General features: G+C 59.4%; 9 protein-coding genes. 3 read left to right on the top strand and 6 right to left on the bottom strand.

Annotated elements, in window-relative coordinates; genetic code table 11:
* Positions 1-16: 16 nt before the first annotated feature.
* Positions 17-1681: an AMP-binding protein gene (locus FQ182_RS14775; RefSeq protein ID WP_149414045.1), complete on the bottom strand. Its 1665-nt coding sequence runs from the start codon at positions 1679-1681 to the stop codon at positions 17-19.
* A gap of 237 nt (positions 1682-1918) precedes the next feature.
* On the opposite strand from FQ182_RS14775, the gene FQ182_RS14770 reads away from it, so the two are divergent.
* From FQ182_RS14770 to FQ182_RS14760, 3 genes are all read left to right on the top strand, one after another.
* Positions 1919-2812, top strand: a complete 894-nt coding sequence (locus tag FQ182_RS14770; RefSeq protein ID WP_149414044.1) for a bestrophin family protein — start codon at positions 1919-1921, stop codon at positions 2810-2812.
* Positions 2813-2887: 75 nt separating this feature from the next.
* Positions 2888-3946 carry a HEAT repeat domain-containing protein gene (locus FQ182_RS14765; protein ID WP_149414043.1) on the top strand — a complete coding sequence of 353 codons (1059 nt, stop codon included), beginning with the start codon at positions 2888-2890 and terminating at the stop codon, positions 3944-3946.
* 194 nt (positions 3947-4140) lie between these two features.
* Positions 4141-5811: a response regulator gene (locus tag FQ182_RS14760; RefSeq protein WP_149414042.1), complete on the top strand. Its 1671-nt coding sequence runs from the start codon at positions 4141-4143 to the stop codon at positions 5809-5811.
* Between the two features lie 68 nt (positions 5812-5879).
* Here the strand turns inward: FQ182_RS14760 and FQ182_RS14755 are convergent, their stop codons facing one another.
* The 5 genes from FQ182_RS14755 to FQ182_RS14735 form a co-directional block, all read right to left on the bottom strand.
* Positions 5880-6257, bottom strand: a complete 378-nt coding sequence (locus tag FQ182_RS14755; RefSeq protein WP_149414041.1) for a response regulator — start codon at positions 6255-6257, stop codon at positions 5880-5882.
* Positions 6258-6335: 78 nt separating this feature from the next.
* Positions 6336-7529: a hybrid sensor histidine kinase/response regulator gene (locus FQ182_RS14750; RefSeq protein WP_149414040.1), complete on the bottom strand. Its 1194-nt coding sequence runs from the start codon at positions 7527-7529 to the stop codon at positions 6336-6338.
* A complete protein-coding gene (locus FQ182_RS14745) occupies positions 7523-8128 on the bottom strand; it encodes a chemotaxis protein CheB (protein WP_149414039.1) in 606 nt (201 codons plus the stop codon). Before FQ182_RS14745 ends, FQ182_RS14750 begins: the two co-directional genes overlap by 7 nt.
* Positions 8125-8940, bottom strand: a complete 816-nt coding sequence (locus FQ182_RS14740; protein WP_149414038.1) for a protein-glutamate O-methyltransferase CheR — start codon at positions 8938-8940, stop codon at positions 8125-8127. The genes FQ182_RS14745 and FQ182_RS14740 overlap by 4 nt, the downstream gene beginning before the upstream one ends.
* Positions 8941-12435, bottom strand: a complete 3495-nt coding sequence (locus tag FQ182_RS14735) for a response regulator (protein WP_149414037.1) — start codon at positions 12433-12435, stop codon at positions 8941-8943.
* Positions 12436-12459 lie beyond the last annotated feature (24 nt).

Genomic DNA, 12459 nt, shown 5'->3' with positions numbered 1-12459 from the left:
TTCCTTGAAAATGAGATTACGCCGTGGTTACGGCCGCTTGTGCCGCCTGGACCTTGGCGATTTCCTGATTACGCAAAATAAAGCGCTGCAGCTTGCCGCTCGGCGTCTTCGGCAGTTCGCTGACAAATTCGATTTCCCGTGGGTACGAGTGCGCAGCCAGGCGCTTGCGCACGTGTTGGCGCAGCTCTTCGGCCAACTCCGGGTCGGGGCGGTACTGGGCACTGATCACCACGAAGGCCTTGACCAGTTCGGTGCGTTGCGCATCCGGCTTGCCGACCACTGCGGCTTCGATCACTGCCGGGTGTTCGATCAGCGCGCTTTCCACGTCAAACGGGCCGACCCGGTAGCCGGAGGTGGTGATCACGTCATCGCTGCGACCGACAAAGCTGATGCTGCCATCGGGGTTCAACTCCACGGTGTCGCCGCTGAGATAGTACTGGCCAACAAATGCCTTGGTCTTGCCCCCTTCATAGCCGGCAAACCAGCACATCGGCGACTGATCGCGGTCGATGGCCAGAATCCCCGGCTGGCCGGCCGCCAGTTCCTGATGGTTGTCATCGAGCACCACGATACGGTGGCCCGGCGAGGCAAAACCGGCGGAGCCGACGTGCACTGGGTGATCCAGGCCGTGGTGGTTGCACAGCACCATGCCCAACTCGGTCTGGCCGTAGTGGTCATGAATGGTGACGCCCAGGTTGTCGGCAAACCAGCGGATCACTTCTGGGTTCAACGGTTCGCCAGCACTGCTGACAATGCGCAGCTTGCCCTTGATCGAACGGGCGAACTGCTCGCCGCCGGCGATCAGCAGACGATAGGCCGTGGGTGAACCGGTGAGGTTGGTGATGCCGTATTTGTTGATGACCCGGCAGGTGCTTTCCAGGGTGAATGGGCCATCGTAGAAAGTGATCGGATGGCCCATGGACAACGGCCCGGTAACGCCAAAATAAATGCCGTAGGCCCAGCCCGGATCGGCGACGTTCCAGAACGCGTCTTCGGGGCGCAAGTCCACCGCGTCGCGGGTGTAGCTCTGGAACGCGACAATCGCCTTGAGCGGCACTGCCAACGCTTTCGACGGGCCGGTGGTGCCAGAGGTGAACATCAGCAGAAACGGATCATCGGCGCCCAACAGTACCGGCTCGCAGACATTGGAGTAGTTGGGCAACTCTGCCCAGAAGCTGAAATCACCACGAACAATGCCCTCACCCTTGGCACCCGTCACAGTGACGATGATCGGGCAAGTCTCTACCTCGTTGAGCTTGGGACGGTTGACTGCGTCGGTGACTACCAGCGCCGCGCCGGAACTGCTCAGGCGGTGTTCGATGGCCTTGGGGCCGAAAGCGGTGAACAGCGGCTGATAGACCGCGCCAATGCGCCAGGTGGCGAGCACCGTCACCAGCAATTCAGCGGTGCGCGGCAAGAGCCCGGCGACCTTGTCACCGCGCTTGACGCCCTGGGCCAGCAGGAAGTTGGCGAAACGTGCCGCCTGGTCCTGCAGTTCGGTAAAGGTCAACGTGGCGCTGCGGCCGTCCTTGCCCTCCCAAAACAACGCAATACGGCCCGGCAGCGCGTGCCGGTCGCAACATTCGATGCAGGCATTAAGCCCTTGCAGGTGACCGGCCAGCGCGGCCTCGACGGTTTGCTGGTAGTTGAACTCGGTGGTAGCAGCCAAATAATCGCGCATCGTGGCAAATCCCTGTGTCTTTTGTTTTTTTGAGGGGGCGTGCTTTTGAGGGGTTAGACAGGGGAAATAGTCGCTCCAGAGCGCTCAATGGACAATAGTCAAAGCTTTCAACATGGCTGACTGGTTTGGCCAATGGCGGCGTTCATAGAGCGCGCTGATCACCCGGTCGGCACAAGCGATTGGACGCCCTGTCCGTCAGCTTCTAGTCTGAGGGCCTGCGCCACCCAGAGCTCCTCGATGATCGTTCGCCTCAAACCCAACCTGTTCGGCATTCTGTTTTCCCTCAAGGGCTCGATTGCCAACCGCATCGCCTTGCGCAGCCTGCTGGTGACGCTGTTGGCGTCAGTGATCGTGCTGGTGGAGGCGCTGCACCCGGCGTATTTCTCCAAGGTCAACGCCACGCCGTTCACCCTGCTGGGGCTGTCCCTGTCGATTTTCATGAGTTTTCGCAATAACGCCTGTTACGACCGATGGTGGGAAGGCCGCAAGCAATTGGGGCAGATGATCATCGAGGTCCGTTCGCTGATCCGGGAAACCCAGGTCTTCAATAACTGCGCCGAACGCGAAGGTATACTGCGCGGCCTGTGCGGCTTTGCCCACGGCCTGGTTGCCCGCTTGCGCCTGGAAGACGAGGCCCGCGCTATCAAACCGTGGATCACCATTGACTCAAACCACCCCAATCTGCCCGACAGCGTTCTGCAAGCCCTCGGTGCCCGTTGCTCAGGTTTGGCTGAACAGGGCTGTATCAGCGATTGGCGCTACACCCAGCTGGAAACCCGCCTAGTGGGCCTCAGCCAAGTCCAGGCCGCGTGCGAGCGGATCAAAAGCACACCGCTGCCGTTTCCCTACACCCTATTGCTGCATCGCACCATCTACCTGTTCTGCATTCTGCTGCCGTTTGCCATGGCCGAACCCCTGGGCTGGATGGCGCCGATTTTCACCGCCATCGTCAGCTACACCTTCTTTGGCCTGGACGAAATCGGCGACGATCTGGAAGACCCGTTCGGCTTCGACGAAAACGACCTGCCCTGCAATGCGATCGTACGCACCCTGGAACGGGAGATCCTCGCAGCCCTTGGCGAAACGTCACTGCCTCCAGCCCTGGAGCCGGTGGACTACGTGCTGACGTGACGCCGGTTTGACACCCGTCGGTGTCTGGCCGAAGCTGGTGGCTTTGTAATAGCTGCCCAGCTCTTGGACGCCTGCATGTCAAAGTCACGCCGTTACTCGATCATCGGTCTGTGCGCCCTGTTGTTTATTGTGCTGATCACCTGGTATTTCTCCCGCAGCACCACCGTAGCCGTCCCCGCGGCCATCACCCATGGTTATTCCAAGGCCCTCAAGCAAGCCCATAACGGCGAGCCGGGCGCTGCGCGGGTGTTGTATCAACAGTTGGGCCGGACGGACTTGACCGATGTGCGCCGCGCCTCCCTGCATGCCGAACTCCCCAACTACCCCAGCCCCCAGGCCCTGAAACTTGCGGACAAGGACCTGGCCAACGAGTCGCCACTGGTACGCCAGGCGGCGATCAGCAGCATTGTCGGCCTGGTGCCCAGCGGCCAACGCACGCTGCTGCTCGGCCCGCTGCTCGATGATCAGGAGCAGAGCGTGCGCTTTGCCGCCGCCAACGCCTTGCTGGGCCTTTCACCGGACGCCTTGGGCCTTTACTTCGGACCCTTGCAGCAGGTGCTGGATGAATATGTAAAAGCGCTAAAGAGCCAACCCGAAACGCCTGAAGTCTGGATTCAGCTGGCGCGCCTGTACATTCACAGCGCCCTGCTGTCCGACGCGCAAAATGCGCTGGAACAGGCCCTGCGCCTGGAACCGGACAACCTGCAGGCAGTGGTCGCACAAATCGAGCTGTGGGATAAGCAGGGCAAGGTCGACGACTCCCGCCAACTGTTGGCCAAACAACTGCAGGCCCACCCCGAATCGCCCTATCTGCAACACGCCTTGGGCATGTGGTTATTGCACCACGGCGAGCGCGAGTACGCCCTGCTCGGCCTGTCCAAAGCGGTGGAGCTGGAACCAGACCATCAGGATTATCGCTATGACCTGGCCACCACCCTGCATGCCCAGCAGGAACTGGAAGCCGCCCAGCGCCAATTGGAAGAGATCGTCCAGCGCCATCCCGCCAACCGCAAGGCGCGGGTGCTGCTGGTCAAATACTGGAAGGAAAGTGGCCAGTTGCAGAACGTCCAGGTGTTGCTGGCACAGCTTGAACAACAGAATCCGGACGACCCTGCATTGGCGCAAGGCCTGTAGGCCTCACGCCAAGAAGTTGCAATTGGCACAAAACGTTGAACCGCCACACGGCGCCACGGTCAAGTGATTATGGCGCGCCCAAACGGGCGTGTACTCCACTTGTACGTGGCCCGAGGGCACGCCTTGTCTACATCCAAAGAGCTGTTCACAGCAAAAGCGGCGACTGGCATTCCCTTGCTCAAGGATGAGCGCTCGTGAGTTATCTGCCAGCCATCTCCGAGCGCGCGATCATCCTCGCGGCGTTGGGACGCGATAGCTCACTGGCGCTGAAGATGCTCAACGAAGCGGGGTTCAGCGGCGTCATCGCCGCCCATTTACAGGTGCTTTGCGACGAACTGGAACAGGGTGCCGGATTGTTGGTCATCGCCGCCGAAGCCTTGCGAGGCGTTGACCTGGAGCCATTACTCAACTACTTGCACCAACAGCCAGCCTGGTCCGACCTGCCCATTGTGTTGTTGACCCGTCACCGGGGCACCGAGCAAAACGCTTCGTCACACCTGAGTACCCGGCTGGGCAACATCACCCTGCTGGAGCGGCCCTTTCATCCGGTCACGTTGATCAGCCTGGTGAGCACCGCCCTGCGCAGTCGGCGCCGCCAGTATGAAGCCCGCGACCGCCTGATTGACCTGAGCCAGAGTGAGCTACGCCTGCAGCGCACCCTGGAGACCCTCGAACAACAGGTCGAGGACCGCACGGCGCAGTTGCGCAACAACGAAGAAGCCCTTCGCCAATCACAAAAAATGGAAGCCGTCGGCCAATTGACTGGCGGCATCGCCCACGACTTCAACAACATGCTCACCGGGATCATCGGCAGCCTGGAGCTACTGCGAAGGCGGCTGGCTCGGGGCCGCACTGAAGACCTCAACAGCCTGATCGACCTGGGCGTCACCTCCGCCAACCGTGCCGCAGGCCTGACCCACCGCCTGCTGGCGTTTTCCCGTCGTCAGTCGCTGGATTCCAAACCGGTGGAGATCAACCACCTGGTGACGTCCATGGGCGAGTTGCTGCAACGTAGCCTCAACGAAAACATCGTCCTCGACATGCGCTTGAGCGAGCAACCATGGACCGCCGAAGCCGACCCCAATCAATTGGAAAGCGCCCTGCTCAACCTGGCCATCAACGCCCGGGATGCCATGCCCTACGGTGGACGGCTGGTAGTGGAAACCAGCAATCGGCACCTCGACAACGTCTTTACTGCCGCCTATGGCACGCTCACGCCTGGTGATTATGTGGAGCTGAGCGTCAGCGACACCGGCTGCGGCACCCCGGAAAGTGTCATCAGCCGGGTATTCGACCCCTTCTTTACCACCAAGCCGATCGGCCAGGGCACCGGGTTGGGGCTGTCGATGATCTATGGCTTTGCGCGGCAGTCCCACGGCCATGTGATGATCCACAGCAACGTGGGCGAAGGCACCACGGTCAGCCTGTTCCTGCCGCGTTTTGTCGGCGAAATGACCATTGAAGAACCGATTAACCCCGTCTTGCTGCCTTTCGCCAACGCGGGCGAGACGGTGCTGATCGTCGAAGACGACCCGGCCGTGCGGGTGCTGGTCAGCGCCGTGCTGAGTGAGCTGGGCTATGGCTTTGTAGAAGCTGGCGATGCCGACAGTGCCATGCCGATTATCGAATCCAGCCAACGGATTGACCTGCTGATCAGCGACGTTGGCCTGCCGGGCATGAACGGCAGGCAACTGGCGGAAATCGGGCGGCAGATCAGACCGGACTTGAAGGTGTTATTTATCACGGGGTATGCCGAACATGCGGCGGTCCGTGGTGGGTTCCTGGACCCGGGGATGCAGTTAATCACCAAGCCGTTTACGTTTGATTTTTTGACAGCGAAAGTGCGGGAGATGATGCGGGCGTGATGCTGGTCGGAGCTTCGCTGCCCACAGGTGACAAAATCCTCCTCACCTCCAGGCAGGATTAGCCAACTTTAAGCCAGCAACCGCTGGATATGTTCCTGCAACGTATCCAGATCAAACGGCTTGGCCAGGATCGGCGCATTGCGGGTGATCGGACTGTTGCAGTCCAGGATTTCCTGCGGATAACCACTGATAAAGATGACTTTCAATTCCGGCCGCAACTTCATGGCAGGTTCAGCGATCTGCACCCCGGAAATGCCACCAGGAAGGCGATAGTCGGTGACCATCAAGTCCAGGTGTGGCTTGGTGGCGAGGATTTCGAAGGCCTGCTCGCCATCGACCGCCTTTAAAACCCGATACCCCTGGCCCGATAGGTACTCGCCCAATACGAACATTATTGACTCGTCATCTTCGACGATCAGTACAACGTCTTGTGCATCTTCACTCATGGGAAGCCTTTGTCCGGTCAATTGCTGCTGATACGACCATAGGGTCACGCAGAGGTTGCGTCGAATATGCGATTGATTTCACGTACCGGCCTCAAGGGGCAGGCACACGCGGAACAACGCACCCTCACCTATCCGGCTCTCGACTTCAATCGTCCCACCATGAGCCGCGACGATCTGCTCGGAAATAAACAGCCCCAGACCCAGCCCTGCCGCCGCATGGCTGACGGAAACCCGCTCGAACTGCTGAAAAATTCGCTTCTGATTGTCTTCGCTGATACCGATCCCGCGATCACGTACCTCGACCCGGGCTTCGCCATGCTCGGTGTACACCCTTACGCCCATCGGACTCTTGGCGCCGTAACGCAAGGCGTTAGTCAACAGGTTGGACACTACCTGCTCAATGCGGAACTCATCCCAGTTGCCTTCCACCGGCAGCGGCGCGTCCAATTGCACCGAGGACTCGGCTGCCGTCACTTGCGGGGCAAAGTTCTCCAGCAGGTTGCGCACCAGTTGCGCGAGGTCAAAGCGCCCGGGGCGAATCGACAGCTTGCCGGTGCGAATACGCGACACATCGAGCATGTCTTCGATCAAGCGGATCAGGCTCTGGATCTGTCGCTCATCGCGATCGACCATGGCGTGCATCTTGTCCAGCGTAAAGGCCGCAGCGTTGTCCCGGGCCAGGTGCATCTTGCGCAACTGGGTTTCCAGAATCAGCCCATTGAGGGGCGTGCGTACTTCGTGGGCGACGATCGACATAAAGTCATCGCGCATGCGCACCGCTTGCTCAAGCTGCGCCTGGGTGGCCTGCAAACGCGTAAGCAAGGCTTCCTGCTCGTGGCGGCTCTGCTCCAGGGCTTCGACCTGCTGCTTCATGGCCTTACTCTGGCGATACAGGTCGACGAAGACATTGACCTTGCTCTTGACCGCATGGATATCCAGCGGCTTGTGCAGGAAATCTACCGCACCGCTCTCGTAGCCCTTGAAGGCATAGTTCAACTCGCGACCTGCGGCACTGACAAATACGATGGGGATGTTCTTGGTCTTCTCCGTGCCGCGCATCAGTTCGGCCAGTTCAAAGCCGTTCATGCCGGGCATCTGCACGTCGAGAATGGCCATGGCGAACTCGTGTTCGAGCAACAGCGACAGGGCCTCGTCGGCGCTCAGCGCCTTGTAGACTTGGCGATCCTCACGCTTGATCAGCGCTTCGAGGGCCAGCAGGTTTTCCGGCAGATCGTCGACGATCAGCAGTTTGGCCTGGATAGTACTTAGCATGGGGATGATTCCAGGGAAGCCAACAAGGCGCCGATACGGCTCAAGGTAAGAACATGGTCGGGAATATGCAACGCCAGGGCCGCTAGGGGCATGACCGCCGCCCGCGCCTCCGTTGGGTCCTGGACCACAGTGGTGCCGCCGTATTGCTTGACGTGGGCCAGGCCTTGGGCGCCGTCCTGGTTGGCGCCGGTGAGCAGTATCGCCAGCAGGCCCGTGCCATAGGCATCGGCGGCCGACTCAAACAAGTAATCAATGGCTGGGCGCGAGTAGTGCACACGGTCCTCCTGGCTCAATGACAGACTGCGGTCATGCTCCACCGACAAATGATAACCGGGGCCAGCAAAATACAAAGTGCCGGCCTCGATCAGCTCCTTGTCGCGCGCTTCCCTGACCGGTATCGGCAGGCGGCGGGCAAAGACTTCCGCCAGCAGGCTGTAACGCTCGTCGGGCAAATGCAGGACGGCAATGATTGGCAGGCCGAAGCCCTTTGGCAAGGCGCCGAAAATATTCAACAGCGCCTCGACGCCGCCTGCGGATGCCCCTATGACAATGGCTTCGATACCGGGCGCGTACAACTGGCCTGTAGCGGCTTCATTCATGATTTTCGGTAGATCCGTTCTGGTTTGACCAGGGGTTCGAACTGTTTGCTGTAGCTGGAAAAGTCCAGGGTTTCCTTGCTGCCCAGCACCAGGAAGCCACGATGGCACAGCGACTCATGAAACAATCCAAACGCCCTATCCTGCAATTTTTTATTGAAATAAATCAGTACGTTACGACATGAAATTAACTGCGTTTCAGAAAATACGCTATCGGTCGCCAGGCTGTGATCGGCGAAGGTAACGTTCTCTCGCAGGCTTTTGTCGAAGATCGCGTAATCGTAAGCCGCCGTGTAATAGTCGGCAAACGAACGTTTTCCACCGGCCTGCTGATAGTTATGGGTGTAGGCACGGATATTTTCCAGGGAGAAAATTCCTTGCTTGGCTTTTTCCAGGGAGCTGGGGTTGATATCGGTGGCGTAGATAATCGTGCGCTCCAACAAGCCCTCTTCCCGCAGAAGGATCGCCATGGAGTACACCTCTTCGCCGGTGCTGCAACCGGCGATCCATATCTTGATCGACGGGTAGGTCTTGAGCAGCGGCACCACTTCCTGGCGAATCGCCAGAAAGTGCGAAGGGTCGCGAAACATCTCGCTGACGGGAATGGTCAGAAATTGCAGCAACTGCATGAACGCCGTAGGGTCGTGCAACACCCGTTCCTGCAAGGCCGAAATGGTCTTGCAGTCGAACTGGCGCAAGGCATGGGCGACGCGGCGCTTGACCGAGGCGCCGGAGTAGTCACGAAAGTCATAGCTGTACTTGAGGTAAATCGCCTCAATCAACAGACGCAGTTCGATGTCAGTGTTTCGTTCCAATTAAATGCGTTCCATCTTCGGTAGCCACACACGGATCAACGAAAACAGTCGATCAAGGTCGATGGGCTTGGCCAGGTAATCGTTGGAGCCTGCCGCCAGGCAGCGCTCCTGATCATCCTTCATGGCCTTGGCCGTCACCGCGATGATCGGCAGCTTGCGCCAGCGCGGGTCCTGGCGGATCAGCGCGGTGGCCTCGTAGCCGTCCATCTCCGGCATCATCACGTCCATCAGAACCAGGTCAATGTCATCGATTTCATTGAGTTTTTCGATCGCCTCACGGCCGTTACGGCCAATGACGACAATCGCGCCCTTATGTTCCAGGGCGCTGGTGAGGGCGAAGATATTGCGTACATCGTCGTCCACCAACAGCACCTTGCGTCCCTCGAAAACCTTGTCGCGGCTGCGGGCCGTCTTGAGCATCTTCTGGCGTTCATGGGACAACTGGGATTCGACTTTGTGCAGAAAAAGTGTCACCTCGTCCAGCAAACGTTCAGGTGAGCGAGCGCCTTTGATGATGATCGAGCGTGAATACTTGCGCAGTTCCGCCTCTTCATCACGGGTCAGGTTGCGCCCGGTGTAGATAATCACCGGCGGGAACGAACAGATATCCTCGGTGGACATGCGTTTGAGCAGCTCGTTGCCGAGCATGTCTGGTAGCTTCAAATCGATGATCATGCAGTCGTAGATGTTGGTGCGCAGCAGGTCCAAAGCTTCCTGGGCGAAGCCTACGGCGGTGATCTCAATATCATCGTCGCCGATCAGGCGGGCAATACTGTCGCGCTGCAGGTCGTCGTCTTCCACCAGCAGGATACGTTTGACCTTCTGGGTCAGCTTGGCTTCCAGGCGGGCGAACACATCCTTGAGTTCTTCGCGGGTGGTCGGTTTGACCGCATAACCGATGGCGCCCATGTGCATCGCGGCTTCCACGCGGTCTTCCACGGAAATCACGTGCACCGGAATGTGCCGGGTCCCTGCGTGCTCCTTGAGACGTTGCAGCACAGTTAGCCCGGAATGGTCCGGCAGGCGCATGTCCAGCAGGATCGCGTCGGGAATGAATTGTTCGGCCAGGTTGTAACCTTCGTCCGCACCGTGGGCTACCAGGCACTGGTAACCCAACTCATGGGCCAGGTCGAAGAGGATGCCCGCAAAGTTCGGCTCATCTTCCACCACCAGGATGCAGCGGGTAGCAAAGGGGGCCTTGTCGCGGTCATCGGCAAAGCGCGCAATCACCACCTCTTGGGCTATCGGCAGCGGCGAGACCAAGATGTTTGCCGGCACTGGGGCGGCAACAGCCCGAGGCTGCTCGACGACCGGGGTGTCTTCGTCGCGCTCGACATACTGTTCCGGCAGCACCAGAGTAAAGATACTGCCCTGGCCCGGCTCGCTGGTGACGCTGATATACCCGCCCAGCAAGGTCGCCAGGTCCCGGGAAATCGACAGCCCCAGCCCGGTGCCGCCGTAACGGCGATTGGTGGTGCCGTCGGCCTGGCGGAAGGCTTCGAAGATGCTTTCCTGCTGATCCGGGGCGATGCCGATCCCCGAGTCCCGCACAGTGAAGGCTATGCCCTCCCCTGGCGCACGCGACGCCGTCAGGCTGACCTGACCGTGCTCGGTGAACTTGACCGCATTGGACAGCAGGTTCTTGAGAATTTGCTCCAGTCGCTGGCAATCGGTGAACAGCATCAGCGGTGCGCCTTCCTGCACCTCCACCTGGAAGGCCAGCTTGCGGTCGGCCGCCAGCGGCTCGAACATCCCGCGCAAGCCATCCACCAGGCGCGCCACACTGGTGTTTTCCGGGCGCACTTCCAGCTTACCGGCCTCGACCTTGGATATATCGAGGATGTCGTTGATCAGGTTGAGCAAGTCATTACCGGCCGAATAAATCGACTCGGCAAACTTGACCTGCTCGGCGCTGAGGTTTTCCTGGGGGTTCTCGGCCAGCAACTTGGCCAGGATCAACGAACTGTTGAGCGGTGTGCGCAACTCGTGGGACATGTTGGCGAGGAATTCGGACTTGTACTTGCTGGAGCGCTGCAACTCGTCGGCGCGCTCTTGCAGTTCAGTCTGGGCCAGTTTGAGTTCACCGTTTTTGCGGTCCATGGCATCGCGCTGGTCGGCTAGGGTCTGGGTCTGCTCGGCCAGTTGTTCATTGGTTTGTTCAAGCTCGGCCTGCTGGGTTTCCAGGTGAGCCTGGGACTCCTTGAGGATGCGCGACTGCTCTTCCAACTCTTCGTTCGCCGTCTTGAGTTCTTCCTGTTGCACTTGCAGCTCTTCGTTGAGCTGCTGGGTCTCGGCCAGCACTTCCTGCAAACGCTGGCGATAACGCGCGGCTTCGATAGAAGTGCCGATGTTGCCGGCAATCAGCTCCAGCAACTCGACATCGCGCTCGTCGAGGGGACGCAGAAAGCCCAGTTCGATCACACCGTTAACACGATCATCGTCGCTGGTAGGCACCACCAGCACACTGCGCGTCACGCCCTCCCCCAGGCCCGAACTGACCTTGAAGTAGTCCACCGGCACGTCATCCAGACGAATCAACCGGCCCTGTTGGGCAGACTGGCCAACGATGCCCTCATTACTGTAGATCGACTGTTCCTGCTGTTCCTGTTCACGAGAGAAACCATAGGTGGCCACCCGCTTCAGACCGCCGTGTTCTTCACGTACATACAGTGCAGCGACCACCGTGCCCATGTATTGGGCAAAGAACTGCAGGATGTTGCGGCCCAGCAGGTCCAGGGTCAGTTGCCCCAGCACCTGCTCTGCCAGTTCGGTCTGGCCGTTGCGTAGCCAGGCTTGCTGTTCCAGGCGCTTGGCTATCTTCTGTTGTGACGCGAGACTTGTGCTGTAACTCTCTGAAAGTGCTAAGAGATTTTTTCTACCAATGTACGCCAGAAAACCACTGAGCCCGAGCACAAGCAGCAGATAGAGGGTAACGCTCATCACCGTGATACGGGTGACGTCTTCATTACGGCTGATCCGCAGCTGTTGCTCCATGGCCACCGCTTGGTCGTATTCCTTGCGAATCTCGTCAGTCAGGCGCTTGCCCCGGCCGGCCTGGACCGCCGCCCGGTAATCACCGTTCTCGCGACGCAGGCTGATCATTGCCTGGGCGTAGCCGTTCCATTCCACCTGCAAGGACTCCAGGCGCTTGAGACGGTCAAACTGTTGCGGATTGTCGGCCACCAACTCCTGCAACCCGCGCAGGTCGGAAATGATCCGCGGCTTGGCGACCTCATAAGGGTCGAGGAAATGCTCGTCGCCGGTGATCAGGAAGCCGCGCATTCCGGTTTCCAGGTCGATGGTCAGCTTCGAAGTCTCATTGAGATTGTTGATCACCCGGTCCGTGTGCCCGACCCATTGAATCACCGACAACAAGTAAGTGATCAGGCAAACGAAAAATACCGCACTGAGCACGCCAACGCTCAGTGGCAGTGCCACGTTACGGCTCAGAAGCTTGCGGAAACTTTTCTCATCGACTGACGACGCAGGAATCATGGGCATGCCTTGGCCAAAGTGCAG

This window comes from Pseudomonas sp. ANT_H4, from assembly GCF_008369295.1.
Lineage (GTDB): Bacteria > Pseudomonadota > Gammaproteobacteria > Pseudomonadales > Pseudomonadaceae > Aquipseudomonas.
The sequence above is the reverse complement of the archived record's forward strand: the minus strand, read 5'-3'. Positions and strand labels throughout refer to the sequence as shown.